This window comes from Aeromicrobium sp. Leaf245 (genome assembly GCF_942548115.1).
Taxonomy (GTDB): Bacteria; Actinomycetota; Actinomycetes; order Propionibacteriales; family Nocardioidaceae; genus Aeromicrobium.
Genome location: NZ_OW824151.1, coordinates 3,143,959 through 3,170,572, shown reverse-complemented (window position 1 = coordinate 3,170,572; position 26,614 = coordinate 3,143,959). Strand labels below are relative to the sequence as shown.

Genomic DNA, 26,614 nt, shown 5'->3' with positions numbered 1-26,614 from the left:
CGTCACGCCTTCTTCGGGGGCAGGGGGATGAAGCCGCTCGTGCGACGGACGTAGTCGTCGTAGCCGGGCTTGGTGCGCTTCATGCCCTTCTCGTTGAGCGAGGCTCCTGTGACCTTCGTGAGGAAGATCGTCATGGCGATCGGGCTGATCACCGTGGCCACACCGGCCCACGACGACGCCGCCACGATCCAGATGCCGGTCCACACGCAGGCGTCGCCGAAGTAGTTCGGGTGCCGGGTGTAGCGCCAGAGGCCCTGGTCCATGACCTGGCCCTTGTTCTCGGGGTCCTTCTTGAACCGGGCCAGCTGCCAGTCGCCCACGGCCTCGAAGAACAGACCGACGGCCCACACGGCTGCGCCCAGCCAGCCGAGCCAGCCGATCGTGCCGACGTTGTTCATGCCCACCATCACCGGCGTGGCCACGAGGAACATCGCGATGCCCTGGGGGAGGAACACCCGGGTGAGCGCGACCTGTCCGAACGAGCGTCCGTCCTTCTCGGCCAGCTCGGCATAGCGGGGGTCCTCGTCCTTGCCGCTGTTGCGGTGGTGCAGGTACACCGCGAGCCGCACGCCCCACACGGCGGTGAGCACGAGCAGCAGCAGCTGGGTCCCCGGCATCCCGTCGCCGTAGCCGGTCACGAAGACCGAGACGACGGCCACCGCCACGAAGCCCAGCGGCCACGCGGTGTCGACTACGGTGAGCTTCTGGATGCGCACCGAGATGGCCATGCAGACGGCCATGAGGACGACGACCGTGAGCAGGCCGAAGCCGAGCGTGACCAGCGCGTGCGAGGTGTCGTTGGCGATCAAGCCAACCACTCCAGGGGGCTGGCCGGCATGTCGCTGCGGCCGGCGGGGGAGGGCTTCACGGCCAGGATCTGGTCGACGCCCATGCGATTCTCCTCGAAGGCGAGCGACCCGCCGGCCAGGTAGAGGCGCCACACGCGGGCGGTCTCCTCACCGACGAGGGCCACGGCCGTGGTCCAGTTCTCCTCCAGGTTGGCGGCCCACCCGGCGACGGTCTGCGGGTAGTGCTCGCGCATGGCCTGCACGTCGCGGATCTCCAGGCCGGCACCGGCGATGAGGCCGATGGTCTTCGCGATCGGCTTCATGTGCATGTCGGGGGCGATGTACGTCTCGATGAACGGTCCGCCACCGGGACGGTCGCCGGGCGCGTCGTTGCTGCGCGACATCTGCTGGATGAGCACGCGTCCGCCGGGGCGCAGGTAGCGCTGGATCGACTCGGTGAACACCACGTACTCCTCGTCGCCCACGTGCTCGCCCATCTCGATGGAGGCGATGGCGTCGATCGTCCCGTCGGCCACGCCCGCTCCGGCGAGGTCGCGGAAGTGGCGCAGGCTCACGTCGACGCGGCCCTGCAGCCCACGCTCGGCGGCGCGCTTCATGACGTAGTCGCGCTGCTCCGACGACAGCGTCACGCCGGTGACGTGCACGCCGTAGTGCGCGGCGGCGTGCAGGCTGAGCGAGCCCCAGCCGGAGCCGATGTCGAGCATCCGCATGCCCGGTCGCAGCCCGAGCTTGCGGCAGACGAGGTCGAGCTTGGCCGTCTGCGCCTCCTCGAGGGACATCGACGGATCGGCGTGGAACCCGCTGGAGTAGGCCATCTGCGGGTCGAGGATGAGCTCGTAGAAGTCGTTCGACAGGTCGTAGTGGTGGCTGATGGCCGCCCGGTCACGCTCGCGGCTGTGCAGCTCGCCGGTCAGGTTCGACTCGGCGGCCGGTGCGGCGGGGCGTCGGCCGATGGCGCCCAGGCGCACCGCGAGGTAGGCGCCGCGCAGCTTGAGGCGCAGGCTGATCTTCGGCCGACCGGCCTTGCCGTCGGCCTCGCGGGCCACGCGGACCGCCTCCCACATGGTGCGCAGGCCATCGGCCAGGTCGCCCTCGAGGTCGAGGTCTCCCTGCACGTAGGCGCGGGCGACGCCGAGCTCACCGGGGGAGTGCAGCACGTGCCGCACGGCGCGCTTGTCGCGCAGCACCAGCACGGGAGCGTCGGCCGGTCCGGCCTCGCTGCCGTCCCAGAGCCGGAGCCGGACGGGCAGGGACATGTCGAGGGCTTCCTCGGCGAGGGACAGCAGGGCGGCGGCCTTGTTCATGGGTCAATCCTGGTCTGGTCGGCGTGGACCCGCCATCCGGGGTCCGCGAGAACCATTCGATGCCGTGGCCACCGTGGATCGGTGTGTCCAGGACCGCACCAGGTCCGTGCCCCGGTGTGGGTGGACTAGGGCATCCTGTGGCCATGAAGCAGCAGCGTCGTGAGCGCGGCGTGCTCGAGCGTGTCGCCACCGAGACGTTGGGCTGGGTCCTGGTCGTGGTGGGGATCATCCTGTGGCCGCTCCCGGGACCCGGCCTCCTGATCATCCTCGCGGGCATCACGGTGCTCTCGCGCCAGCACGCCTGGGCGCGGCGGGTACTGGGGCCCGTGCGCGAGAAGGCGATCGAGGCGGCGCGCTTCGGCGTCGCCACCTGGCCGCGCATCACCCTCAGCGCCCTCGGCGGGGTGTGGCTGTTCGCGCTCGGCGTCGTGTGGTGGATGTCGCCGACGATCCCGGAGTTCAGCGTGCTCGGCGTCGGCTTCGGACCCCGGCTCCCCGCGGCTGGATGGGCCACGGGCCTGGGGCTGATGGCCTCCGCGGTGGTGGCGTGGGGTCTGCTCGTCTACAGCGTGCGGCGCTGGCGAACGCGGTAGTCTTCGCCCGTGACGCCCCGACGTCGTCGTCCCCCTGTCGCTGTGACCGTCCTCGCCGCGACGGTCGCCGGTCTCCTGGCGTCCGGGATCACTCCGGTCGCCGCGTCGGACGAGCCGCCGGTGGACCGGACGGCGGAGCGGATCGTGGCCCGCGCCGCGGACGGCCAGCCGTTGCGCGTGGTCACCACGACCCTCGGACCCCAGGGTCGACCTGAGATCAGCACCACCGTCGTGTCCAGTCGCGATCGAGCCAGGCTGCTCGTGGCCCGTGCGCTGCGCGACCGCGACGTCGACGCGGTGTCGGTCGCGCTGCCCGTGCGCACGACCGCGTCGAACGACACGCTCCGCCCCCGGCAGTGGGGCCTGACCCGGCTCCAGGCCGAGACCGTCTGGACGCGGGCGAACGGCGCCGCCACCAGGACCACGAGGCGTGCGGTCGTCGCCGTCCTCGACACCGGGGTCGACGCCACGCACAGCGACCTCAGGGGCAACGTCGGGGCGGGCTACGACGTGCTGGCTCCCGGCACCAGCGCGGCCGACCCCAACGGCCACGGCACGCACGTGGCCGGCATCGTGGCCGCCGTCGCGGGCAATAGTCGTGGGGTGGCCGGACTCGCGCCCCGCGCGGCCATCCTGCCGATCAGGGTGCTCGACTCCGCGGGCCGCGGCACGAGCGACGCGGTCGCGCGCGGCATCGTGCGTGCGGCCGACCGTCGGCCTCACGTCATCAACCTCTCGCTGAGCATCCCGGGCGACGACCCCGCCGTGCGGCAGGCCGTGGCCTACGCCCAGCGCAGGGGCGTGCTCGTGGTCGCCGCGGCCGGGAACACCGGGTGCGGCCTGTTCGTACGCACGCAGTACCCCGCCGCCTACGCAGGAGTCGTCGGGGTCGGGTCGCTCGACTCCTCGCTCGCCGCCTCGCGCTTCAGCAGCTGCGGATCCTGGGTCGACGTCGCCGCTCCGGGGGGCGGCATCTGGTCCACCGTGCCGAGGCAGAACAGGGTGGGCTGCTCCGGGACCTACTACTGCTCGCTCAGCGGCACGTCGATGGCGGCGCCGCACGTGGCCGCCGCAGCGGCGATGGCCATGAGCCGGCGTGGCTGGAGCGCCGGCACGGTGGCCGCGCGCCTCGAGAGCACGGCCCGCGACCTCGGCGCCCGCGGCAAGGACCGGACGTACGGCGCCGGCCTGCTCGACGTGAGGGCCCTGGTGGGATGACCTTCCTCGCGCGCCGCTTCCCGGACGCCGACCTGCCGTGGGTCCGGCTCGGGACCGGCCCCACGCCGGTGCGGGAGCTCGACGGATTCTGGGTCAAGGACGAGGCGGGCTTCGGCGACGGCGGGTGGGGTGGCAACAAGGTCCGCAAGCTCGAGTGGATCATCCCCGAGCTCCAACGTCGGCGCCGCAGAGTGATGTTCACCGTGGGTGGCATCGGGACCCACTGGGGTCTCGCCGCCGCGCTCTACGGACGCGAGCACGGGCTGCGCGTGGTGCTCGGCCTCGTCGACCAGCCGGTCGACGACCACGTGCGCGAGCAGACACGACGCCTCGACGCCTCCGGTGCCGACATCCACCGGTTCCGGTCGGTGCGAAGCCTGAGGCGCACCGCGCCCCTCCTGCTCGCGCGCTACGCCGACGGACTGCGTCTGCCGCACTACGTCCCGGCCGGCGGATCGACCGCGGTCGGCAGCCTCGGGTACGTCGAGACCGCCCTCGAGATCGCGGAGCAGGTCCGGGCCGGTCTGCTGCCCGAGCCGGCCACCGTCGTGACGGCGGTCGGGTCCGGTGGAACGGCCGCCGGCCTCACGCTCGGGCTGCGCATGGCGGGTCTGCGCTCGCGGGTGCTGGGCATCGTCGTCAACGACGCCTTCCGCCTCGACGCCGTCACCATCGCGCGCCTGGCCGACCAGACGGCCGCACTCCTGCGCACCCGGGGCGCTCTCGTGGAGGAGCGCATCGGTCCGCGCGACCTCGTCGCCGACGCGTCGTGGCTCGGCGAGACCTACGGTGCCCTGACGCCCGAGGCCGAGGAGGCCCGCGCCTGGGCCGCAGACCAGGGCCTGGAGCTCGAGCCTGTCTACACGGCCAAGGCGCTCGCCGCGATCCGCGGGAGCGCCCTCGACGGCCCCGTGCTGTTCCTGCAGACGCACGGCCCGCGGTAGCCGACCACTATCGGGGTGGCGCGTCCCCGCGCTCCTCGAAGGGAGTCATGGGCGGCATCAGGTGGGTGAGCTCCTGGCTGAGGTGCGCCCAGCGGGCGACCTGGCGCATGCGGTCGCCCTCGGCCGTGCGCTGGCCGTCGCCCCACGGTCGGGGCCACCCGCGCGCGAGTGACAGGACACCGCCCGCAGCGAGCAGACCCGTGCCGATGGTCCGCCTCCGCCACGACGGGGCCACGTAGAGCTGGTCGCCGAAGCCCGAGTGCGGGATCCAGCGGAACGCGCCGACCTGCTCGGCCGACTGGATGCCATGGTGCTGCGCCTGGCGCACCGTCAGGAGAGCCGTCTCCTCGACGTCGCCACCGGTGAACGCCACGATCGACGTCGCGGGCGGACCGGACGCCGGCTCAGGCTCCGGGACCTCCACGAACCAGAGAGGAGGTGCCTTGGGTGCCGCGTCCGCCGTCACCTCGAGCCGGGACACGAGCCCGTCGGTCAGGTGTGCGACGGCGACGACGCCCGCGGCTTCCTCCGGCCCGGCCCCCGACTCGGGAACCGTCAGCGCGGTCCCGTCGGCGTGCCGGTCGGACTGGACGAGCGAGACCCGCACGAGCGCGCCGTCGGGGTCGACGACACGCACGTGCCAGATCGGGAACGCGGGTGCGTCGTCAGGCACCCGCGGCGTCCCTGCGGCGTCGGCTCCCCGCGACAGCGACCGCACCGGTCGCGAGCAGTGCTCCGCCGAGGGCCAGCAGGCCCGCATCGGGTCCACCGGTCGAGGGAAGACCGGCTGCGGCGGGTCGGACGCGATCGCCTCCCGAACCGGCACCTTCGCCGTCCGAGGCGTTCTCGCCGTCATCGGAGTCGTCCGGGTCGGTGGGGTCGACCGGCGTGACGGCACCGTTGTCGCTGACCAGCACGCTGACCGTGGCCGTGTCGGACCCGTTGCCGTTGGTGAGGCGGTAGGTGAAGGTGTCCACGCCCTCGAAGCCCGGCTCCGGCGTGTAGCGGATCCGCTGGGTGCCCGCGCTCGGCACGGCCAGCACGCCGACGCGGTCGTCCGGGCCCGGCTCCGGCGTCGGAACCGTGGCCTCGCCCACCAGCTCGGCGGTGCCGCCGTCGGGCTGGGACGCGACGTCCAGCGTCGTGCCCGGGTCCTCGCTGTCGTCGTTGGCGAGCACGTCGACGTCGACCGGGTCGCCGTCGAAGGACTCGTCCTCGTCGTCGACGGCATCGGGGAGGATCGCGCCCGCGTTCGTGAACAGGGCGACGGCGCTGTCGGAGGACTCACCGGGACTGAAGAAGAAGCAGTACTCGGGTGTCTCCTCCGTGCACGGGTCGATCACGCGCCGACGCGGCGAGGCGATGGCGCCGGGCGCGGCCGACTCCTGGGTGATGACGTAGGTCGAGCCGGGGTTCCCCTCGCGCTCGCTGCACCTCGACGAACCGGGGCCGAACTCGAAGGTGGTGAACGTCGTGCAGGTCGTGGGATCCGGGGTCGTACCGTCGGCGCGGATCTCCTGGATGCGGAACACGCCGCCGGCCGTCCCCTGGGGGGCGTAGGACCCGTCGGCCAGCTGTACGCCCACCCGGAACTTCGTGGTGCCGAAGTCCGCGTTCACCGGCGGTGCGACGTAGGCCTCGACCTGCAGGTCCACCGTGGCCGTGGCGGTGGTGCCGTCGGCCGTCGTCACGCGGTAGGTGAACGAGTCGGGTCCGGTGTAGTCCTCGTCGGCGTCGAACTCGACGCGCAGCGAGCCCTCGCCCGGTACGTCCTGGCCGGGCTCCTCGAAGCGGGATCCCACCACGTAGGCCGTGCCGTGCTCGCCCTGGCTCTCGATCGTGAGCGAGCGGATCGCGTCGGTGCTGGTGTCGTTCTGGAGGACGTAGAACGTCCCGGTCCGGCCCGCGGTGACGTCGCCCGTGTCGTCGGCGAGCACGAGCTCGGTGTCGGCGGCGGCCACCTCGGGCCCCGGCGCGGCCTCGGCGGCGGGCTCGGCCTCGTCCTCCGTCGGGGCCACCTCGACCGGCTCCTCGGCCGGTGCGGCGACGTCCTCGGACGCAGGTCCGTCCACGGCGTCACCTGCGGGGGGCTCCTCGGCGAGCGCTTCCTGCTCCTGCTCGGAGGTGAGGGACGGCTCGACGCCGGACGACTCGGTGGTGGTCCGGTCCGTCGAGGACGTCTCGGGAGCGAGGTCCTCGTCGGCCATGGCCGTCGGCGCGACGCCGACGAGCGTGACGAGGGTGGCGGCACCCGTGACGGCCAGACGGCCGATCGGGGTGCGCAGGAACGAGGTGCCGGAAGGCAGGGACATGAGGCTCCGCGGGAGTGCGATGTGGGTCGTCCCGCGGGTGCGGGCTCCGTGAGCGTAGGTCACGGCGGCCGACTCCGCCCGCCTTTCGCGGCTCTGTTCACCCGGGAGTCGCGCCCCGGTCCTGCGCGAGGACCAAGGCGGGGCCACGATGGAGGCATGACGACGTGCGACGTGGTGGTGATCGGTCTCGGACCCGGTGGCGAGGCGCTGGCGGCCCGACTGGCGGGGGAGGGGCTCGAGGTCGTGGCCGTGGAGTCCGGTCTCGTGGGCGGTGAGTGCCCCTACTGGGGCTGCATCCCGTCGAAGATGTTCATCCGCGCCGCCGGCGCGATCGCGGAGACCCGGCGCGCGGTGGAGCTGGCCGGCGCCGCGACGGTCGAGCCCGACTTCTCCGTGGTCGCGAAGCGCATCCGTGAGCAGGCCACCGACGACTGGGACGACACCGTGGCCGCCGAGCGGCTCGAGAAGTCGGGCGCGCGCCTGGTCCGCGGTCACGGTCGGCTGGCCGGTCCCGGCGTGGTCGAGGTCGACGTCGCCGGTGGGGGGACGCAGCGCATCGAGGCCCGGCGCGGCGTCGTGCTCAACCCGGGGACCCGGGCCGCGGTGCCGCCGATCGACGGCCTCGCCGGCACGCCCTTCTGGACGAACCACGAGGCTCTCGAGGCGACCGTCCTGCCGAGCTCCCTCGTGGTCATCGGTGGCGGGCCGATCGGGCTCGAGCTGGCGCAGGCGTTCGCTCGCTTCGGCAGCGAGGTCACGGTGGTCGAGGTCGGACCCCGGATCCTGGGCCCCGAGGAGCCCGAGGCCTCCGACGTGCTGCGGGGTGCGTTCGAGCGCGACGGCATCGACGTGCGCGAGGGCGACAGCATCACCTCCGTCTCCCACGACGGCACGCAGTTCACCCTCGACCTTGCCTCGGGCACCGTCCACGCCGAGCAGGTGCTGGTGGCGGCCGGACGGAAGCCGTCCATCGGCGACCTCGGGCTGGAGACCGTCGGTCTCGACCCTGACGCCCGGTCGATCGAGGTCGACGACGCGATGCTCGCGACCGACGGCGTCTGGGTCGTCGGTGACGTGGCCGGGCGCGGCGCCTTCACCCACGTCTCGATGTACCAGGCGGACCGCGCGGCCCGCGCGATCCTTGGGGAGGACCTGCCCGACTACGACACCTCGTTCCCGCGGGTGACGTTCACGGACCCGGAGGTCGGCGGCGTCGGCCTCACCGAGAAGCAGGCGCGCGACCGTGGTCTCGACGTGGCCGTCTCCACCACCGACCTCGCGCAGAGCTCGCGCGGTTTCACCCACGGCCCGGGCGCCGAGGGCGTCGTCAAGATCGTCGTCGACACCGCCCGCGACGTCGTCGTCGGCGCCACGGTGGTCGGACCCGCCGGGGGCGAGACCGTCTCGGGTCTGGCGGTGGCGGTCCGCGCCGAGGTCCCGGTGGCGACGTTGCGGAACTCCGTGTTCGCCTACCCGACGTTCTGGCGAGCGGTCGAGAGCGTGCTGCAGGACGTGGCGGAGTAGCCCTCAGCCCTTGCCGAGCAGCTCGAGGACCTGCTTCTCCAGCGTGCGGCTCACCGGCTCGCCCGGAGCGACGGGACGGTGGCCGCCGGCCACCACGACCCCGTCGTCGAAGAGGTCGACGACCCGCGGGTCCACGTACGACGAGCGTGCGACGGCCGGGGTGTTGCCGAGGTGCTCGGAGACCTCCCGCATGGCGGCGGCCACCGACTTCTTGCGCGCGGTCTTGGTCGACGCGTCCGACGAGGAGAGGGCGGCCGCCGCGATCACGGTGCCGCGCCACGTGCGGAAGTCCTTCGCCGAGAACTCCTCGCCCAGCATCTCCTTCACGTAGTCGTTGACGGCTGACGCCCCGAGGGTCGACCAGCCGTCGTCGCCGCGGTACGCCAGCAGGACGTCGCCGCCGGTGCGGCGGCGACGCAGCGGCTCGAGCGCCGAGATGAGCCTCTCGTCGCGCAGCGCGACCTCCAGGTCCTGGCCGCTCTTGGCCACGTAGGAGAACACGAGCGTGTCGCCGTCACGTCGGACGTGCTGCTTCTCGATGGTGGTCAGCCCGTAGCTGCCGTTCTCGTCGGCGTAGCGGTCCGAGCCCACCCGGAAGATCCCGAGGTCCAGCAGACCGAAGGCCAGGGCGGAGACGCTGCGCAGCGTCGGCTCGTCGGTGACCTCGTCGCGGGCACGGTCGCGGACGTCGAGCAGTGCTGCGGCGAAGCCCTCCATGTGCACGAACTTCTCGGCGTCGCGCCGTTCGCGCCAGGCCGGGTGGTACAGGTACTGACGGCGTCCGGCGTCGTCGGTGCCGACCGCCTGCAGGTGGCCGTTGTGCGCCGGGCAGATCCAGACCTTCGTCCACGCAGGCGGGATGACGAGCTGCTTGCAGCGCTCGACGTCGATCTCCTGCAGCGGGGCGCCATCCTGGTCGAGGTAGCGGAAGCCTCGGCCGTGTCGCACCCGCGACCAGCCGTCCATCGAGGCGGAGACTCTGCGCAGCCGGACCATGCAGCGACGGTAGGTCGCCTCCGTGGCCGCCGCGACTCGAGCCGAGCGCCGACGCGGCGTCGATCACGAGGTGTCGACCTCGGCGTGGGGCGGGACCCGGCAGACTAGGGGCGTGCGAGCTCTCGTCGCGGTCGTCGTCCTGTCCCTCACCCTGGGCGCCTGCACGCGCGGTTCGGCAGGCACCGAGGCGCGACCGACCGGCACGCCGTCGACGGCCGGGTCCGCGGGGACGACTCCCGGCTGCGGGTCCGTGCCCGACGACGTCACCGGGGCGACGCGCGACGTGACCCGCAGGATCACGGTCGACAGCACGCTGCGGCAGTACATCGTGCACGTGCCGACCGGCTACGACGGCTCACGCCCCCTGCCTGTCGTGTACCTCTTCCACGGTCTCGGCAGCTCCGCCGCGGAGGTCGCGACGTACGCGTCGTTCCCGGCGGCCGCCGACGACCGGGACTTCATCCTCGTCTCGCCGCAGGCCACCGGGACGCCAAGCACCTGGGACGTCCTGACACCGGCCTCCACGGCCGGCTCCGACGCCGCGTTCTGGCTCGAGCTCACGACGTCGCTCGGCGACGAGTGGTGCGTCGACGACGACCGGCAGTACGCGGCCGGCATGTCGAACGGGTCGGCGGTCATCTTCGCGATGGCCTGCTCGGGCGAGTTCCCGTTCAAGGCCTACGGCGGCGTGGCTGCCACCTTCTACGACGACGCTGCCTGCGGTGACGCCCCGCCGGCATCGGTCGTCTACTTCCACGGCACGGGCGACGAGGTGGTCCCGTTCGACGGCGGGGAGACCCCGTTGTTCCCCGTCCGCTCGGTCGACGCCGTGATGGCCGACTGGGCGAAGCACGACGGCTGCGCCACGAAGCCGCGCACGACCGAGGTGGCCTCCGACGTGGAGCTGGAGCGGTGGCGCGACTGCGACGGCTCCGCGCGCCTCGAGACGTACGTGATCGACGACGGTGGGCACACCTGGCCCGGGGCGGACTTCGAGGTGCCCGTGCTGGGGAAGACCACCTCCTCGATCGACGCGACCGACCTCATGGTCGAGTTCTTCGGGCTGGGCGACTGAGGGTTCGCTGGGCGACGGACTGGCCGACTGGGCCGAGCGAGGGATGGAGCACGCGCGCACCCTGCCTCCGCAGTGACGTGAGGGCGGGGACGCGGTGGGTCGCGGAGACTGCGCGCTGTCGTCGCGCGCGACGCCGCTGAGCCGTTACGTTGGAAGGACCTCCCCCCGTGCCGACCCCTGGAAGGCCACTGGCCTAGGTGCGGGGGGAGGCCCCGAGCAGCCCCGTCAGGTGGCGCCGGACGTCGTCGAGGGGCTCCGGGTCCCGAGCCACGCGCGAGCGCAGGATGGCTCCCTCGACCGCACTGAGAGCCACGCTGGCGGCGCTCGGGTCGCCCGTGGTCTCGGACAGCAGGGCGTGCAGGCGCTCGAACACCGCCTGGGCGGCAGCGTTCACCACCGGGTCGTCATCGACCGCCGCGGCCGCGATCGGACAGCCCAGTGCTCCGCCGTGGCGACGGATCTCCCGCTCCCACCAGTCCAGCATTGCCTCGAGCATCGCGACGGCGGGCTGCTCGGGGGCGGCCGCGGCGCCGTCGGTCATCAGTCTCTCCAGGTGTCGTCCTGCGACCCGGACGGCCTCGGCGACGAGGGCCGGCTTGCCGGCCGGGAAGTGCTGGTAGATCGATCCGCGCGCCGCACCGCTGCGCTCGAGGACCTCGGCCACGCCGGTGCCGTGGACCCCACGCTCGCGCACCAGCGCGATGGTGGCGGTGACGATGCGGTCCCTCGCTCCGGTGGCCATCGACCCACTATAGACCGATCGGTCTATAGTGGGTCCTCGTCGATCGAGAGGGTCCGTCATGACGTCGCTGTCAGCCGAGCAGCTGGAGCACCTGAAGCAGCTCACCGGGCTGGAGTTCCTCCGGACCGCCTTCGCGGCCGAGGACAGGCCGCCCTTCATCGGGGACCTCCTCGGCCTCGAGGTCGAGTCGCTGGAGGAGGGGACGGTCGTGTTCTCGGTGCCGACCAAGCCCACCTTCGCCAACCCCCTGGGGTCCCTGCACGGCGGCATCTGCGCCACCCTGCTCGACTCGGTGATGGGCTGCTCGATCCACTCGACGCTCGAGGCGGGCGTCGGGTACGGGACGCTCGAGCTCAAGGTCAACTACATCCGGACCGTCCCGGTCGACGGTGCACGCCTGGTCGGGACCGGCCGCACCATCCACGTCGGACGCCAGGTGGCCACCGCCGAGGGCTCCATCGTCGACGCCTCCGGCCGGCTCGTCGCCCACGGCACCACGACCTGCATGATCTACCGCTGACCTGCCGAGGTCGGGTCGGCTGCGCCCCGCTCCTGCCGCGCCTGCCAAGATGGGGGTGCGTCGTCACCCCTCGGGGCTCGGCGCCCCGCCCCCGTAGCTCAGGGGATAGAGCAACGGTTTCCTAAACCGCAGGTCGCAGGTTCGAATCCTGCCGGGGGCACGTACGGCCGGGGCGTGGGGCACGTACGGCCGGGTCGTGATGGGCGCGGAGCAGCAGCGGCAGGGAAACGGTCTCCTCAGTCGCAGGTCCCAGGTTCGAACCCAGCCCGGCTTCGCCGGTCGCCGGCCCGAAAGGTCCGGGCCGCGCCGGGTCCAAGGTCCCCTTTCGTGGGAGTGCGCCCCGTCGACCTGCGCAGAGCCCCATACTGGTCGCGGCCCGCCCCCTGTCCCGTCCGGAGCACCGATGTCCCTCATGAGCGCTCGCTCGCCCCTTGCCCGCCTCACCGTCGCGGGCGCCTGCGCCGTGGCCGGTCTCGTGACCGTCGCCGCGCCTGCGCTTGCCGACGACACCACCTCGAGCGACGTCGACGGCTCCGAGGAGTCGACGCCGACCTCCACGCCCGAGACCTCCGCGGCCCCGGACGGCGAGTCCGACGTCGAGGAGAGCACCAGCCCGGAGACCGGGACGTCGACGTCCGAGGCGACGTCCACCGAGGACACGCCCGACCCGAAGGTCGTCGACGACGTCGACGAGGCCGAGGAGGTCGTTCCGAACTACGGGTCGCGCAAGTTCCGGGTGGGTGTCCGCCTCGCCGAGGACAACGACCTCCCCGCCGGGACCGTGACCGAGGGCAGCGTCCTCCGGGTGACGGTGACGAGCCAGGACGGCGCCGACTCCGAGACCTTCGACTGCACCACCATCGCGGTCGGAGACCCGGGGAGCGGCGACAGCCAGTGCGAGGGCAACTTCTTCCGGCCCTACCCGAACCAGCCGGAGCTGCGCGCCAGCGCCCGAGGTGTCGACATCGACGATCCCGGCCAGTCCGCGACGGACCGGTTGAACTGGTACTACACGACGCCGGGGGCCACGGTCACCGTCCAGCACCTCTCGTCCCCGGGCGAGCTGGCGCCCGAGACGAGGACCGCAACCGTCACCCCGTGCGAGGTGAGCGAGACCGATGCCCTCTTCTGCGACGACACCGCGGACGTGTGGTTCGAGCTGGGCGCGCCGAATCCGGAGGAGCCGGCCGAACCGACCGATCCCTCGGGCCCGACCGATCCCTCGAACCCGGCTGACCCCTCGGACACGAGCGACTCCTCGGACGCGGCCGGCTCGGCACGTCTGCCCGACACCGGGGGCCCGGAGGGCGCACTCCTCGCGCTCGGTCTCGCCATGGTCGCCGCCGGCGGCACGGCCGTCGCGGCCGGCCGACGCCGTTCGGACGCCTGAGCCGCCTCGTGCTCGGGCCGCAGGTCTGGCGCTGTCGGGCTCTGGGGCCCGACGGCGCCACGGCCTGGTTCGCGTCGGTCGTCGGTGGCGCTCGCCCCGACGGCACCGTGACGGAGCTGCTCGCCGCAGAGGCCGAGGACCTGGTGCGTGGGGAGACCGTGCTCTGCCGGCTGACCCCGCGGGCCGACGGCACGCCATTGCGGCTCGAGGTCGCCCCCGCGCTGCTCGAGCGCACCGGTGGGCTCTGGTTCGTGCAGGTGCACGAGCCCCAGGAGCGTGAGCCCGCGACCAACCTCGTCGCCTTCGCCGGCGGGACGGTCCCGGCAGGTGAGGTCCTGCAGGGACGTCTGCCGCGCGAGGCCGGCGTCCGCGCCGCCGACCAGGCCGGTGCGGTTCGGTGGTGGCCGCGCACCGGAGAGGTGGACCAGGTCTACGTGGCCCCCACCCGCCGGCGCAGCGGGCTGTCCACCGTCCTGCTCGCCGCCGCCGGCACGGTCGCGACGGCCACGGGCACGCCCCCGCTCTGGGGAGACGGGCAGCGCACGGCGCTCGGCGAACGGATGAAGCAGGGCTCGCCGTGGAGCCACCGGTTCGCCGAGCTGGAGCACCTGGCGCCGCCGATGACGCCGTTCGACGAGCGTTGAGCCGGGACCTGCGTGCCGCCCTGGCGTCCCGTCAGCGCGGCGTGATGCGCAGGATCTTGTCGTCGGACCCGTTCGACGTCGTCACGTAGAGCGCGCCGTCGGGGCCGAGCTGCGCGCCCCGCAGGCGCCCGTACGTCCCGTCGAGCTCCGGCGGGCGCACGTCGTCGACGAGCTTCAGGGCCGAGTCGAACGTGAGGAAGCGCAGGTGCTGACCCTTCAGCGCCGAGACCGCCAGCGCGCCGTCGAGCGCACCCCAGCTCTCGCCCGTCACGAACGCGGCTCCGCTGGTGGCGATGGTCGGCTGGCCGGAGCTCCACGACGCTGCCCGCTGCGCTCCTGGGATCGCGAAGTCGGTCATGGGCGAGTTGGCGCCCTCGTTGTAGAACGGGTCGCCGGCCTTCCGCGCCACGGGGTTCCAGCCGTGGTTGCCGCCCTTGACCAGGCCGTTGATCTCGTCGTCGCGGTACGAGCCGTGCTCGGCCGACCAGATGCGGCCCGTGGAGGGCTGACGCGCGAGCCCCTGCACGTTGCGGTGGCCGTAGGTCCACAGCCGCCGCTGCATCGCGTTCGCGGCCGTGCCCCACGGGTTGTCGCGGTACCCGTTGCCGGTCGAGCTGACCACGCGGAGCACCTTGCCGCCGCCGGACCGAGGCGCCTGCGGCACGTCCGGTCGGGCCGCGTCGCCGGTGCCGATGTAGAGCGAGAAGCCCGCGCCGCGCTCCAGGGCGCAGCCGCCGTGGCGCCCCGAGCGGGAGACCAGGCTGGTCACGAGGTTGCGCGAGAAGGTCGCCTTGCGCGTGGTCCGGTCCAGCTTCCAGGCGACCACACGGACGTCGGCTGTGGAGCCCGAGCGGTAGCCGTGGCAGGTGAAGAAGAGGCCGGTCTTGGCGAAGTCGACGGAGGTCTCGATCCCCATGAGCCCCGTCTCGCCGCCGTTCCACATGCCCGCCGGGCGGGAGAGGACGACCGTCGAGCGGCCCGACGGCTCGAGCATCGTCACGGTCCGGGCGTCGCGCTGGGTGTAGAGCATCGAACCGTCGGGCAGGAACGTCAGCGCCCAAGGATGGACGAGTCCGGACTGCACGACCTCGACGTCCAGGGCCGGGGCCTCGGCGGCAGCGGAGGTGGCGGCCGGCGTGCCCCCGACCAGGAGGGCAGCGGCGAGCGAGGCGCTCGCGCACAGGACGACGGAGACGCGGCGCAGGTTCATCGACCCAGTATCCGTGCGGTCCGCCGATCCGTCACCCTCTCCGGCGAGGTCGTCACGTCGCCGACGCGCGCCGACGCGGGATCGGTCGTACGCTCACCGCACCACGCAGCACGCCCGCGCACCTCGGAGGCCTCATGTCACGGATGGACGAACGCTCCTGGACCGTGGTCGTGTACGAGGTCAGCGGCGTGCGCGAGCAGCAGAGGATCCTCGCCGACTTCCACACCGCGGCGATGAGCGGCGTGGTCGCGCTGGGTACCCACAACGGGTCCAGCGTGTACGTCGTGGTCGAGTGCCGGGGCGCGGGTGACCAGTGGCTGGTCGACGCCGTCGTGCACCAGATCGACCCCGGGGCCCGGTGCACCAGCGAGCACCCGCAGCCTGCGGGGCTCGCCTCCGTGGTCGCTCCCGCAGACGGCTGACCGCCCGCAGGGGGTGCGCGCCCCGGAGCGCGGGTGACGGCCGACGCGTCGACGATGCCGAGGCCGGGGTCCGCGCCGCGTAGGATGTGCCCGTGGTGTCCCTGGTCCGTCGTGCTCGCACGCATGCCTCGGGACCGCTCCTCGTCCTCCTCGCGTCGGTGCTCACGGCGAGCCTCGTGCTCGCCGGCACCACCATGGCGCGTTCCGACGAGCCGGCGGCCCCGCCCGTCGCCGACGGTCCGTGCAGCACCCCCGCGCCCGGCATCATCGGCACGAGCCAGCGCACCATGACCTTCGGTGGCGCCGACCGGCGCTACCTCGTGCACGTACCCGCCAGCTACGACGGCAGCCGCCCGCTGCCGGTCGTCGTGCTGTTCCACGGTCTCGGACGAGATCCGGAGTCGATGCTGCGCATGACCCGCATGGACCAGCTGGCCGACACCGAGGACGCCGTGGTCGTGGCACCCCAGGCGCTCGGCAACGTCCCCGCGTGGCGGTTCCGTGAGGTCGACGGTCGCGACGGGGCCGACCTGGCCTTCGTCGACGCGCTCCTCGACGACGTCCGCAGCACGACCTGCACCGACGAGTCGCGCACCTACGCCGTCGGCTTCTCCAACGGTGGCGCCCTCACGATGGCGCTCGCGTGCCGCGACGACGACCGCTTCGCCGCGTACGCGTCGGTGGCCGGCCCCTACCGCACCCCCGAGTGCGCCCAGGCGCCCGCCCGGCCCCTCATCGTGTTCCACGGCATGAAGGACAAGGTCGTCCCGCTCAAGGGTGCCGCCAAGACGAAGATCGGGCGGCTCCCGTCGGCGGTGCTCACGGCCGCACGCTGGGCCCAGCAGAACGGGTGCCTGCCGGGTGCGCGCACCAAGCTGCCCGGTGGCGTCGTCCACCTCGCCTACACGCCGTGCGCGGGCGGCGCCGACGTCGAGGCCTACTTCCTGGGCGCCGGCAAGCACCGCTGGCCCGGCGGTGACGCGCCCGGCGCCACCGTCGACTCGCCCCGGACCCGACCGGCCAAGGGTGACGTGGACGCGACCCAGCTGATCTGGGACTTCGTGCGCACGCACTCCATCGACCAGGAGAAGCCATGACCAAGCCCGTCGTCTCGTGGCTCACCGACATGGACGGCGTCCTCGTGCACGAGGAGCGCGCCATCCCCGGTGCGGCCGACTTCATCGCGGCACTTCGCACGCAGGAGCGCCCGTTCCTGGTGCTCACCAACAACTCGATCTTCACCCCGCGCGACCTGCGGGCCCGCCTGCACGCCGCCGGGCTCGACATCCCGGAGTCGGCGATCTGGACGTCGGCCCTGGCCACCGCCAAGTTCCTGAGCGAGCAGCGTCCCGAGGGAACCGCCTACGTGATCGGCGAGGCCGGGCTGACGACGGCCCTGCACGACGTCGGCTACGTGATGACCACCCGCGACCCCGAGTACGTGGTGCTGGGCGAGACCCGCACCTACTCCTTCGAGGCGATCACCAAGGCCATCCAGCTCATCGAGAGCGGGGCCCGGTTCATCGCCACGAACCCCGACCCCACCGGTCCCTCTCCGTCGGGCAGCCTGCCGGCCACCGGATCGGTCGCGGCGCTCATCACGAAGGCCACCGGCGTCGAGCCCTACTTCGTGGGCAAGCCCAACCCGCTCATGATGCGCACGGCTCTGAACCGCATCGAGGCCCACTCCGAGACCACCGTCATGATCGGCGACCGCATGGACACCGACGTGCTCTCGGGGCTCGAGGCCGGGCTCCGCTCGATCCTGGTGCTCACCGGCTCCACCTCCCCGGGCCAGGTCGACCGGTTCCCGTTCCGGCCCACCCGCGTCGTCGACTCGATCGCCGACGTCGTCCCCCTCGTCTCCGAGCTGGCCGACAGCGACGCCTGAGGGCCCTGGGCCCGGTTCCGCTATCCTGGTCCGATCGATCGCCCGACCGGCGGTCGACACCAGTCCACACACGGCGGTACACCACCCGACGTCACGGAGCCAGAACGTGAAGGTCTTTCTCACCGGAGCCAGCGGAGTCATGGGCCGCTCGACGATGACGAGTCTCGTCGACGCAGGACACGACGTCGTCGGTCTCGCCCGATCCGACCGGGCCGCCTCCGTCGTCGAGGCCCACGGCGGCCGCCCGCACCGCGGCACCGTGTTCGACGCCGACGCGCTCGTCGAGGGCATGCGGGGCTGCGACGTCGTCATCAACTTCGCCGGACGGATGCCGGTGGGCCTGTCGATGCTGCGCCCCGGCGCGTGGCGGGCCAACGACCGGATCCGGGCGATCGGCTCGCAGCGGGTGGCCCAGGCGGCCCTCACGGCCGGCGTCCCACGACTCGTGCAGCAGAGCCGTTCGTCCATCTACGCCGACGGTGGCGACGACTGGATCGACGAGCAGGCCCCCGTCGAGATCACCCGCGACACCGACACGGTGGCCGAGGCCGAGCAGCACGCCGAGGCGGTCCGCCGGCACGGCGCCGACGTGGTGGTGCTGCGCTTCGGCCAGATCGTCGGCCCCGACCCCAGCTCGCGCTGGATGGTGCGTCGTGCCCGGTCCGGCCGGCCCACCGGCTGGGGCGACCCCCAGTCGTGGGTCCACCTCGTGCACGTCGACGACGTCGGCACCGCAGCGGAGTCGGCCCTCACCGCGCCGGTGGGCACCTACAACGTGGGCGCCGAGCCCTGCCGTCGTGCCGACCTGGCCGAGCAGCTCGCGCTCGCGGGCGGGCGCCGCGGCGGGCGCTTCCACCACCGCATCACCCAGAAGGTCGCGGGCGTGCGGCTCGAGACGTTCTCGCGGTCGCAGCGCATCAGCTCGCAGCGCTTCGGCGATCGCGCCGGCTGGCACCCCCTGTTCCCCAAGCTCACCCCGGACTGGCTCGACGGTGTCGGCTGACGACGAGGCGCGGCGCGCGGAGCAGGAGCGCCGGCGCCGGGCCGCGCTGCTGCTCGGGGACCTGCTGCCCGACACCACGCGCGACGAGCGCGACGACGACGTGTCGCCACCGCCGCGCACGAAGGGCGGGACGCCCGCACCGTCTCGTCGTGACGACGAGCTGATGCGGGACGTCCCGCCCCATCACGGCGGCTAGACCAGAGGTCAGCCGATCGGACGCTGCAGCGAGTCGCGGATCTCGCGGAGGAGCTGGATGTCCTCGCTGACGCCCTCGGGCTCGGGCTCCTTGCCACGCGAGAGACGCTCGTTGACCGCCTTCATGGGCACGACGACGACGAAGTAGACGACCGCCGCGGTGAGCACGAAGGTGATGATGGCGGTGATGAACGCCCCGTAGGTGAACACCTGACCGTTCACCTCGAAGCTGCCGCCCGCCGTGCCACCGCCGCTGACCAGCCCGATCAGCGGGTTGATGAACGAGCTGGTGAAGGCGCTGACGAGTGCGGTGAACGCCGTGCCGATGACCACCGCCACGGCGAGGTCGACGATGTTGCCGCGCAGCAGAAAGTCCTTGAATCCCTGGATCATGGTGTCCCCCTAGGACGGTTGGAAGAGTCGTCCTCGAGCGTAGGGCACGGGATGCGCGGCTCCGAGCACCGTCGCCGTGGGTTCCTCAGGCGGTGCCGGGGGAGACCGTCACGACGCTGAGCTGCGCCTCGAGACCGGCACGGGCGAGGGCCAGGGCGGTCTCGCGTGGCGTCTGGACGGCGAGCGTGGCCTCCTCGGCGCCGTCCGGCGCGGGCACGGCAGCGACCTGCGCGGACGTCGCGACGACCGTGGCCCTCGGTCCGTCGTCGCGCGCGGCCACGGCCACGACGTCGACCCGGTCGCCGACCCGCAGCCCCTGGGTGGCCGCTGCGTCGGCGAGGCGGAGCGTGGTCACCACGTGGCCCTCGGGCAGCTGGTCGGTGGTGCCGGCCGAGAGCACCCGGGCGTCGGTGAACACCTCGCCGGCGCGCATGGGGCCTCCGACGCGTCGCCCCAGGAGCGTCTCGACGTCGGTGAGGACGCGGGTGGGAGCCGCGGTGCGGGGGAGCCGGGCCACGGTGACGTCGGCGTCGGTCAGGGCGTGCCCGCTGGGCAGGTCGGCCGCCGCCACGGCGACCGTGACCGTGTCGCCGGGCTGGCGGACCGCGACCACCGTGAGGAGCACGGCCAGGCCGGTGCACACCGCGGCCAGGAGTCGGCGGTGGTCGAGCACGGCGGAGCGGAGTCGGTCCATCCGTGCAGGCTAGGAAGTGGGCGGTCTGCGCTCCACCGGTCGTCCACAGCCCCGGCGCGGCTCACGTGGTGCGGACCACGAAGCAGCACGGGGAGCCGGGGTCAGGAGGCAGAGCCTCCGGAGGACGTCGAGCTGCTCGACGTCGCACTGCTGGTCGAGGTCTTCTCCTTGGCGCCGCCGGAGTCCTTGCTCGCCGGCGTGCTCGAGGAGCTCGAGGAGTCCGACGAGGTCGTCGTCCCACGGCTGTCGTTGCGGTAGAACCCGGAGCCCTTGAACACCACGCCCACCGCGTTGAACACCTTGCGGAGCCGGCCCTGGCAGGCAGGGCACTCGGTCAGCGCGTCGTCGGTGAACGACTGGTGCACCTCGAGCGCTTCACCGCAGTCGGTGCACTGGTACTGGTAGGTCGGCACGGGTCTTCTCTCCTGACGTCATGCCGGCGCTCAGGTGCTGAGCCGGCAGGAACTCCTGACGGGCAAAGGGTACAGTTCAGTGCATCGTGACCGACCCCGACTCAGCCGGAATGACCGCATGACCGAGCTTCTGCTGCTGGGCCTCTCGTTCCTGCTGATGCTCGCCTGCGGCGTGTTCGTGGCCGCGGAGTTCTCGTTCGTCACCGTCGACCGGGCCACGGTCGAGCGCGACGCGGAGCAGGGCGACGCCGGAGCGGTCGGCACCCTCAAGGCGCTGCGTTCGCTCTCGACCCAGCTGAGCAGCGCACAGCTGGGCATCACGATCACGAACCTCGCGATCGGCTTCCTCGCCGAGCCCGCGATCGGTCGGCTCGTCCGGGGGCCGCTGGAGGACCTCGGCGTCACCGGTGGGGCCCAGAGCGCGGTCTCGTACGCGATCGCCCTGTTCGTCAGCACCGTCGTGACGATGCTCGTGGGCGAGCTGATCCCCAAGAACCTGGCGCTCGCGCTCCCGCAGCGCACCGCGGCCGTGACCCAGCTGCCGCAGCGGCTGTTCACCACGGTCATGGCCTGGCCCATCCGGTTCCTCAACGGCACCGCCAACCGCACGCTCCGTGCGCTCGGCGTCGAGCCGCAGGAGGAGCTGAGGTCGGCCCGCTCGCCGCTCGAGCTGCGCTCGCTCGTGCTCCGGTCGGCGCGCGAGGGTGCGATCGACGACGAGACCGCCGACCTGGTGGCGCGCAGCATCGCCTTCGGCGACCGCACCGCCGCCGACGTGCGCACCCCACGCGTCCGGGTGCACTTCCTGGAGGCGCGCGACACCGCCCTCGACGTGATCGAGGCCGCCCGGCAGACGGGTCACTCCCGCTTCCCCGTCACGGGGCGCTCGCCCGACGACGTGATCGGGATCGTCCACGTGAAGCAGGCGGTGGGCGTCGACCCCGACCGCCGCAGGAGCGTGCGTCTGTCCGACCTCGCCGGCCCCGTCACGACCGTCCCCGACAGCCTCGAGCTCGACCCGCTCCTGGTGCTCCTGCGGGAGCAGGGCATGCAGATGGCGGTCGTCGTCGACGAGTTCGGCGGCACCGACGGCATCGTCACGCTGGAGGACCTGGTCGAGGAGATCGTCGGCGAGGTGCTCGACGAGCACGACCGGCTGTCGTCGCCCAGCCGCCACCGCCAGGACGGCACGTGGTCCCTGTCGGGCCTGCTGCGGCCCGACGAGGTGCTCGAGCAGACCGGCGTGGCGCTCCCCGAGAGCGAGGACTACGAGACCGTCGCCGGCCTCATGCACGCCGAGCTCGGCCGGCTCGGCGTCCGGGGCGACGTGGTCCGGCTCGAGGTCGACCCCACGCCCGACGACGAGGACGACCCGGAGCCGCTGCCCGTCTCGCTCACCATCGACCGGATGGACGGGCGCCGCATCGACCGGGTCACGTTGACGATCGAGGGGCCCGCCGACGGCGAGGAGGCCGACCATGGGTGACTGGTTCGGCATCGGCCTGACCGTCGTGCTGCTGGCGCTCAACGCCCTGTTCGTGGCGGCGGAGTTCGCCCTCATCTCGGTGCGGCGCACCCAGCTGGAGCCGTTGGCCCAGGCCGGCTCGCGCAGCGCCAAGCTCGCCCTGAAGGCCATGGAGAACGTCACGCTCGCCATGGCGGCCGCCCAGCTGGGCATCACCATCTGCTCGCTCGGGCTCGGCGCCATCAGCGAGCCGGCGCTCGCCCACCTGATGGAGCCGGCGTTCGAGGCCGCGAACGTCCCCGACGGCCTGGTGCACCCCATCTCGTTCGTCATCGCGCTGTCGATCATCGTCTTCCTGCACGTCGTCTTCGGCGAGATGGTGCCCAAGAACCTCGCGCTCGTGAAGCCCGACCGCGCCTCGCTCGTGCTCGGTCCGTTCATGCTGGTGGTCATCGCGATCCTCAAGCCGCTGGTCGTCTCGCTCAACGGCATCGCGAACCTCTCGGTCCGCCTGCTCGGCGTGCAGCCGGTCGACGAGGTGGCGTCCACCTACACCCACGACGAGGTGGCCGGGCTCGTCGAGGAGTCCCGTCGCGAGGGGCTGCTCGACGACGACGAGTACGGCCTCGTGCAGGGCGCGCTGGAGTTCCACGACGGTCGGGTCGACCAGGTGCTGCTGCCGCGCGAGAGCCTCATGACCATCGCGCCGTCCGCCACCCCGGTCGACGTCGAGCAGGCGTGCGCGAGCACCGGCTTCTCCCGCTTCCCGGTCACCGACGCCGGCGGCGACCTCACCGGGTACCTGCACATCAAGGACGTGCTGGAGACCGACGAGACCGCCCGGAACGAGCCGATCGCCGACAAGTGGCTGCGACCGCTGTCCACGGTGGGCGTGGGGTCGGGGCTCTACGAGGCGCTGCGCGTGATGCAGGCCAAGGGCTCGCACATGGCACGGGTGGCCGACGAGTCGGGCGCCGTGCTGGGCGTGATCATGCTCGAGGACGTGCTGGAGGAGCTCGTCGGCGAGATCCGCGATGCCGAGCGCCTCGAGGTCTGACCCGTGGATCCCCGTCTCAGCTTCGTGACCCTGGCCGTGCCCGACCTCGACGCGGTGCGCCGCTTCTACGTCGACGGCCTCGGCTGGCCCGTCGAGCTGGAGGCGGACGACGAGGTGATCATGATCCGCGTGGCCGACAAGGTCGTGCTGTCGCTGTGGTCCGAGGCCGGCTTCGAGGCCGAGGTCGGCCCGATCCGCCGCGGCGAGGGCGTCGCACCGATCACGCTGGCGCACAACGTCGGCACGCCCGAGGAGGTCGACGCCGTGCTGGCGGCCGCCCGCGAGGCCGGTGCCGTGCACGTGGCGGCGGGGGAGCACCGCGAGTGGGGCGGGTACTCGGGCTACTTCGCCGATCCCGCCGGCTTCCGCTGGGAGGTCGCGCACAACCCGGGACCGATCGGGCAGGCCGTGCTCTGAGCCGAGTCCTGCTCAGTTCGCGCTGCTCGGTGTCTGGGCTCGGGCTCGGGCGTCACGGGACCCGGAAGACCCCGTTCTCGGTGACGACCACGTCGACCGGCACGTCGTGGTCCTCGTGCGGCACCTCCGGCACCAGCTCGTCGGCGTGCACGAGCGCGACCAGGAGGGGGCGCCGCGTCCCGGACAGCGACGCGAGCGCGCGGTCGTAGTACCCGGCGCCGCGCCCCAGACGACGTCCGTGGTGGTCGGCGGCGAGGGCCGGGAGGACGACCACGTCGACCCCGTCGAGCGCCGCTTCGCCGACGGCAGGGCCCACCGGCTCGTCGACCCCGAGCCGTGACCTGCGGGTGGCCGCCGTCGGGTCGTGCTCGACCCAGGCGAGCGTCCCGTCGTCGTGGGTGACGGGCAGCAGGACGGTGATCCCGCGTGCGACGAGCCCGTCGAGGAGGACCGCGGTCCCGGGCTCGTCGGCCATGGAGCGGTAGGCCGCCACGCGGCCGGCGCGGGCGATCGACGGCAGCGCCAGCAGGTGCGCGGCGAGCGCTTCCGCGACGACCGCCCGCTGGTCGGGGGTCCGACGACGGCGCGACTCCAGCAACGGGCGGCGCGCGGCATGCTTCGCCTCTGCGATCGACCGGTCCATGTGACTAGCCTAGGCGGGTGGACGGACTGGAGCTGGCGCGCACGAAGATGGAACGGGCCGACGTGGCCGCACCGGCGATCGAGGTCTTCAGCGACTTCTACCGCCAGCTCGAGGGAGGGGCGACGGGGCTCGTGCGCGAAGCCGACGTCGAGCCGCTCGTCGACGTCGACCGCGCCGCCGACGTCGAGTCCGACCCGCAGGCCCAGCGCGACGCCGCCGCCGTCACGGCGGTCATCAAGCTCAACGGCGGGCTCGGCACGTCGATGGGCATGGACCGTGCCAAGACGCTGCTGCCCGTGCGGGCCGACCTCACGTTCCTCGACGTCATCGCCCGGCAGGTCCAGCAGGTGCGGCGCGACCACGACGTGTCCCTCCCGCTGCTGTTCATGCACAGCTTCCGGACCCGTGACGACTCCCTCGCGGCGCTCGCCGCCCACGAGGGGCTGGAGGTCGACGGGCTGCCGCTGGACTTCCTGCAGAACCGTGAGCCCAAGCTGCGCGCCGACGACCTCACCCCGGTCACCTGGGACGCGGACCCCTCGCTCGAGTGGTGCCCGCCCGGGCACGGCGACCTGTACACGGCGCTGCTGGTCTCCGGTGTCCTGGAGCGTCTGGTCGATGCCGGGTACCGCTACGCCACGGTCTCCAACGCCGACAACCTCGGCGCCGCGCCCGACCCGGCGATGATGGCGTGGTTCGCCTCCGCCGGCGCTCCGTACGCGGCCGAGGTGTGCCGGCGCACCCCGGCCGACGTCAAGGGCGGCCACCTCGTGGTCCGCCGGTCCGACGGCCGGCTGGTGCTGCGCGAGACGGCGCAGACGGCCGACGAGGACGCCGAGAGGGCCGCCGACCTGACGGTGCACCCGTTCTTCCACACCAACAACCTCTGGTTCGACCTGCCGCGCCTGCTCGAGACGCTCCGCTCGAGCAACGGCGTGCTGGGGCTGCCGCTGATCCGCAACGAGAAGACCGTCGACCCCACCGACCCCACCTCGCCGAAGGTGGTGCAGATCGAGTCGGCGATGGGCGCAGCCGTGGAGGTCTTCGACGGGGCCACGGCCATCGAGGTCGACCGGTCGCGCTTCCTGCCGGTCAAGACCACCAACGACCTCATGCTGCTGCGCTCGGACGTGTACGGCCTCGGCGACGACGCGCGCCTCCGGGCCACGGTCGACCCGCGCCCGCTCGTGGACCTCGACCGCCGGTTCTTCACGACGATCGCCGACTTCGACGCCCGGGTGCCGCACGTCCCGTCGCTGTCGGGAGCGTCGTCGTTGACGGTGCGCGGCGACTGGCGGTTCGAGCGCGACGTGGTCGTGGTCGGTGACGCCCGGCTCGACGACGACGGCACGGCCCGCAGCGTTCCGGCGGGCACCCGGTTAGGCTGACGCGCATGTCGTCCGACGTGGGGAACGAGACCGGTCAGCAGACCGGTGACGCCGCTCCCGTCCGTGGACCCCGCCCTCGGGTGCGTCCGCAGAGCGTGCCCGACGGGTTCCTGACGGTCGAGGACCACCTCGAGCAGATCCTGCGCGGCATCGGACCGCTCGAGCCGTACGACCAGCCGGTGGTCGAGTCGCTCGGCCTGCCGCTGCATGCCGACGTGCGCGCCCCGATCTCCTTGCCGCGCTTCGACAACTCCGCGATGGACGGCTACGCCCTGCGTGCCGAGGACCTCGCCGAGGCCAGCACGGCCCAGCCGGTCGAGCTCCCCGTGGTGGGGGACATCCACGCCGGGACCTCTCGTCCGTTCGCCATCTCCCCGGGCACCGCGGTCAAGATCATGACGGGCGCCCCGGTGCCGCGGGGCGCCGACACCGTGGTCCCGTTCGAGGACACCGACCGCGGGAACGCCCGCGTGCGGTTCACGTCGGCCCCCCGCGTCGGCGCCAACGTGCGTCGTGCCGGCGACGACGTGCGCGAGGGCGACCTCGTGCTGCCGGCCGGCACCGTGGTCGGTCCGCGCGAGGCCGGGCTCCTGGCGTCGCTGGGTCTCGGTCGTGTGGCCGCACGCCCCCGGCCCCGGGTGGTGGTGCTGTCCACGGGCAACGAGCTGCGTGAGCCGGGCGCCCACCTCGACTACGACTCGATCTTCGACGGCAACAGCTACATGCTGGCCGCGGCGGTGCGCGCGGCCGGCGCGATCGCCTACCGCGTCGGCGCCGTGGGCGACGACCCCCGCACGTTCCGTCGCACGCTCTCGGACCAGCTGGTGCGCGCCGACCTCGTGGTCACGAGCGGTGGCATCAGCGAGGGCGAGAAGGACGTCGTCAAGGAGACGCTCTCGGCGCTCGGCACCGTCTCGTTCCCCAAGGTCGCGATGCAGCCCGGCAAGCCGCAGGGCTTCGGCACGATCTTCGACGAGCAGACGCCGATCATCACGCTGCCCGGCAACCCCGTCTCGGCCTACGTGTCGTTCGAGGTGTTCGTGCTGCCCGCGATCCGCCGCCTCATGGGCCTCACGCCGTACCGGCGGCCCATGGTGCACGCGGTCCTCACGCAGGACGTGGTGTCGTCCCCGGGTCGGCGCCAGTACGTGCGTGGCGTCTTCGAGGTCACGCACCGCGGGGCGAAGGTGACGCCGCTCGGCGGCCACGGGTCGCACCTGCTCGGGTCGCTGGCGCACGCGAACGCGCTCATCGTGGTGGGGGAGGACGAGACGGCGCTCAACCTCGGCGACACCGTGCGCACCCTCGTGCTCGACAGGCCCTTCTGACGTGGGCGCGGTTGACCCCGACGG

At 72.8% G+C, this 26,614-nt stretch carries 29 protein-coding genes and 1 tRNA gene; 19 read left to right on the top strand and 11 right to left on the bottom strand.

All coding sequences use genetic code 11. The features are described 5' to 3' along the window. Positions 1-2 precede the first annotated feature (2 nt). Complete coding sequence (locus tag NBW76_RS15520; protein WP_235492863.1) at positions 3-809, bottom strand: DUF1295 domain-containing protein; 807 nt, start codon at positions 807-809, stop codon at positions 3-5. Further along, entirely contained in the window at positions 806-2,113 is a 1,308-nt protein-coding gene (locus tag NBW76_RS15515; protein ID WP_056552543.1) for a cyclopropane-fatty-acyl-phospholipid synthase family protein, read from the bottom strand. The genes NBW76_RS15520 and NBW76_RS15515 overlap by 4 nt, the downstream gene beginning before the upstream one ends. A gap of 143 nt (positions 2,114-2,256) precedes the next feature. On the opposite strand from NBW76_RS15515, the gene NBW76_RS15510 reads away from it, so the two are divergent. The 3 genes from NBW76_RS15510 to NBW76_RS15500 are packed head-to-tail and all read left to right on the top strand — an operon-like array spanning position 2,257 to position 4,868. Beyond that, on the top strand, positions 2,257-2,706 hold the full coding sequence (locus NBW76_RS15510) for a PGPGW domain-containing protein (RefSeq protein ID WP_055969169.1): 450 nt from the start codon (positions 2,257-2,259) through the stop codon (positions 2,704-2,706). 42 nt (positions 2,707-2,748) lie between these two features. After that, a complete protein-coding gene (locus NBW76_RS15505; RefSeq protein WP_056552540.1) occupies positions 2,749-3,924 on the top strand; it encodes a S8 family serine peptidase in 1,176 nt (391 codons plus the stop codon). Continuing rightward, complete coding sequence (locus NBW76_RS15500; protein WP_056552539.1) at positions 3,921-4,868, top strand: 1-aminocyclopropane-1-carboxylate deaminase/D-cysteine desulfhydrase; 948 nt, start codon at positions 3,921-3,923, stop codon at positions 4,866-4,868. Before NBW76_RS15505 ends, NBW76_RS15500 begins: the two co-directional genes overlap by 4 nt. 7 nt (positions 4,869-4,875) lie before the next feature. On the opposite strand, the gene NBW76_RS15495 is transcribed toward NBW76_RS15500, so the two are convergent. After that, positions 4,876-5,541 (bottom strand): hypothetical protein, encoded by a 666-nt coding sequence (locus tag NBW76_RS15495; protein WP_156364668.1) that lies wholly within the window; start codon positions 5,539-5,541, stop codon positions 4,876-4,878. Further along, positions 5,534-7,180, bottom strand: coding sequence for an Ig-like domain-containing protein (locus NBW76_RS15490; protein ID WP_056552532.1), 1,647 nt, complete (start codon positions 7,178-7,180; stop codon positions 5,534-5,536). Before NBW76_RS15490 ends, NBW76_RS15495 begins: the two co-directional genes overlap by 8 nt. A 156-nt stretch (positions 7,181-7,336) precedes the next feature. On the opposite strand from NBW76_RS15490, the gene NBW76_RS15485 reads away from it, so the two are divergent. Next, the gene (locus NBW76_RS15485; RefSeq protein ID WP_056552530.1) at positions 7,337-8,704 is read left to right on the top strand and encodes an NAD(P)/FAD-dependent oxidoreductase; all 1,368 of its coding nucleotides are present in this window, start codon (positions 7,337-7,339) and stop codon (positions 8,702-8,704) included. Between the two features lie 3 nt (positions 8,705-8,707). Here NBW76_RS15485 and NBW76_RS15480 read toward each other — a convergent pair whose 3' ends face one another. After that, the gene (locus NBW76_RS15480) at positions 8,708-9,700 is read right to left on the bottom strand and encodes a DNA topoisomerase IB (RefSeq protein ID WP_055969152.1); all 993 of its coding nucleotides are present in this window, start codon (positions 9,698-9,700) and stop codon (positions 8,708-8,710) included. A gap of 112 nt (positions 9,701-9,812) precedes the next feature. On the opposite strand from NBW76_RS15480, the gene NBW76_RS15475 reads away from it, so the two are divergent. Next, on the top strand, positions 9,813-10,775 hold the full coding sequence (locus NBW76_RS15475) for a PHB depolymerase family esterase (RefSeq protein ID WP_055969149.1): 963 nt from the start codon (positions 9,813-9,815) through the stop codon (positions 10,773-10,775). A gap of 193 nt (positions 10,776-10,968) precedes the next feature. On the opposite strand, the gene NBW76_RS15470 is transcribed toward NBW76_RS15475, so the two are convergent. Continuing rightward, the gene (locus NBW76_RS15470) at positions 10,969-11,517 is read right to left on the bottom strand and encodes a TetR/AcrR family transcriptional regulator (RefSeq protein ID WP_055969147.1); all 549 of its coding nucleotides are present in this window, start codon (positions 11,515-11,517) and stop codon (positions 10,969-10,971) included. A 58-nt stretch (positions 11,518-11,575) separates the two neighbouring features. Here NBW76_RS15470 and NBW76_RS15465 point away from each other — a divergent pair, with 58 nt between their 5' ends. From NBW76_RS15465 to NBW76_RS15450, 4 genes are all read left to right on the top strand, one after another. Next, on the top strand, positions 11,576-12,037 hold the full coding sequence (locus tag NBW76_RS15465) for a PaaI family thioesterase (protein WP_055969144.1): 462 nt from the start codon (positions 11,576-11,578) through the stop codon (positions 12,035-12,037). Positions 12,038-12,124: 87 nt separating this feature from the next. After that, positions 12,125-12,197 (top strand) — tRNA-Arg (locus NBW76_RS15460). 252 nt (positions 12,198-12,449) lie between these two features. Beyond that, positions 12,450-13,427, top strand: coding sequence for a hypothetical protein (locus NBW76_RS15455; RefSeq protein ID WP_156364665.1), 978 nt, complete (start codon positions 12,450-12,452; stop codon positions 13,425-13,427). 8 nt (positions 13,428-13,435) lie between these two features. Next, positions 13,436-14,071, top strand: coding sequence for a hypothetical protein (locus NBW76_RS15450; RefSeq protein WP_055969137.1), 636 nt, complete (start codon positions 13,436-13,438; stop codon positions 14,069-14,071). Between the two features lie 31 nt (positions 14,072-14,102). On the opposite strand, the gene NBW76_RS15445 is transcribed toward NBW76_RS15450, so the two are convergent. Then, entirely contained in the window at positions 14,103-15,281 is a 1,179-nt protein-coding gene (locus NBW76_RS15445) for a PQQ-dependent sugar dehydrogenase (protein ID WP_055969132.1), read from the bottom strand. A 143-nt stretch (positions 15,282-15,424) separates the two neighbouring features. Here NBW76_RS15445 and NBW76_RS15440 point away from each other — a divergent pair, with 143 nt between their 5' ends. From NBW76_RS15440 to NBW76_RS15420, 5 genes are all read left to right on the top strand, one after another. Continuing rightward, complete coding sequence (locus NBW76_RS15440) at positions 15,425-15,703, top strand: hypothetical protein (protein ID WP_055969128.1); 279 nt, start codon at positions 15,425-15,427, stop codon at positions 15,701-15,703. Positions 15,704-15,795: 92 nt separating this feature from the next. Then, the gene (locus NBW76_RS15435) at positions 15,796-16,800 is read left to right on the top strand and encodes a PHB depolymerase family esterase (protein WP_156364664.1); all 1,005 of its coding nucleotides are present in this window, start codon (positions 15,796-15,798) and stop codon (positions 16,798-16,800) included. Continuing rightward, positions 16,797-17,594 carry an HAD-IIA family hydrolase gene (locus tag NBW76_RS15430; protein WP_055969122.1) on the top strand — a complete coding sequence of 266 codons (798 nt, stop codon included), beginning with the start codon at positions 16,797-16,799 and terminating at the stop codon, positions 17,592-17,594. Before NBW76_RS15435 ends, NBW76_RS15430 begins: the two co-directional genes overlap by 4 nt. Before the next feature lie 106 nt (positions 17,595-17,700). Then, positions 17,701-18,597 (top strand): NAD(P)-dependent oxidoreductase, encoded by an 897-nt coding sequence (locus NBW76_RS15425; RefSeq protein WP_156364663.1) that lies wholly within the window; start codon positions 17,701-17,703, stop codon positions 18,595-18,597. After that, a complete protein-coding gene (locus NBW76_RS15420) occupies positions 18,587-18,793 on the top strand; it encodes a hypothetical protein (RefSeq protein ID WP_056552521.1) in 207 nt (68 codons plus the stop codon). Before NBW76_RS15425 ends, NBW76_RS15420 begins: the two co-directional genes overlap by 11 nt. Before the next feature lie 8 nt (positions 18,794-18,801). Here NBW76_RS15420 and mscL read toward each other — a convergent pair whose 3' ends face one another. From mscL to NBW76_RS15405, 3 genes are all read right to left on the bottom strand, one after another. Beyond that, positions 18,802-19,185 (bottom strand): large conductance mechanosensitive channel protein MscL, encoded by a 384-nt coding sequence (mscL, locus tag NBW76_RS15415; protein WP_055969111.1) that lies wholly within the window; start codon positions 19,183-19,185, stop codon positions 18,802-18,804. An 85-nt stretch (positions 19,186-19,270) separates the two neighbouring features. Next, positions 19,271-19,879: an SAF domain-containing protein gene (locus tag NBW76_RS15410; protein ID WP_056552520.1), complete on the bottom strand. Its 609-nt coding sequence runs from the start codon at positions 19,877-19,879 to the stop codon at positions 19,271-19,273. Positions 19,880-19,980: 101 nt separating this feature from the next. Beyond that, positions 19,981-20,292, bottom strand: a complete 312-nt coding sequence (locus NBW76_RS15405; protein WP_055969105.1) for an FmdB family zinc ribbon protein — start codon at positions 20,290-20,292, stop codon at positions 19,981-19,983. Between the two features lie 118 nt (positions 20,293-20,410). Here NBW76_RS15405 and NBW76_RS15400 point away from each other — a divergent pair, with 118 nt between their 5' ends. The 3 genes from NBW76_RS15400 to NBW76_RS15390 are packed head-to-tail and all read left to right on the top strand — an operon-like array spanning position 20,411 to position 23,231. Then, positions 20,411-21,778: a hemolysin family protein gene (locus tag NBW76_RS15400; protein WP_056552519.1), complete on the top strand. Its 1,368-nt coding sequence runs from the start codon at positions 20,411-20,413 to the stop codon at positions 21,776-21,778. Next, positions 21,771-22,814, top strand: a complete 1,044-nt coding sequence (locus NBW76_RS15395; RefSeq protein ID WP_055969099.1) for a hemolysin family protein — start codon at positions 21,771-21,773, stop codon at positions 22,812-22,814. The genes NBW76_RS15400 and NBW76_RS15395 overlap by 8 nt, the downstream gene beginning before the upstream one ends. Before the next feature lie 3 nt (positions 22,815-22,817). Beyond that, complete coding sequence (locus tag NBW76_RS15390) at positions 22,818-23,231, top strand: VOC family protein (RefSeq protein ID WP_055969096.1); 414 nt, start codon at positions 22,818-22,820, stop codon at positions 23,229-23,231. A gap of 52 nt (positions 23,232-23,283) precedes the next feature. On the opposite strand, the gene NBW76_RS15385 is transcribed toward NBW76_RS15390, so the two are convergent. After that, on the bottom strand, positions 23,284-23,874 hold the full coding sequence (locus NBW76_RS15385) for a 5-formyltetrahydrofolate cyclo-ligase (RefSeq protein WP_056552516.1): 591 nt from the start codon (positions 23,872-23,874) through the stop codon (positions 23,284-23,286). Positions 23,875-23,921: 47 nt separating this feature from the next. Between NBW76_RS15385 and NBW76_RS15380 the strand changes: the two genes are divergently transcribed. Continuing rightward, positions 23,922-25,262, top strand: a complete 1,341-nt coding sequence (locus tag NBW76_RS15380) for a UTP--glucose-1-phosphate uridylyltransferase (protein WP_056552979.1) — start codon at positions 23,922-23,924, stop codon at positions 25,260-25,262. Positions 25,263-25,267: 5 nt separating this feature from the next. Beyond that, complete coding sequence (gene glp, locus NBW76_RS15375; RefSeq protein ID WP_082480489.1) at positions 25,268-26,590, top strand: gephyrin-like molybdotransferase Glp; 1,323 nt, start codon at positions 25,268-25,270, stop codon at positions 26,588-26,590. Positions 26,591-26,614 lie beyond the last annotated feature (24 nt).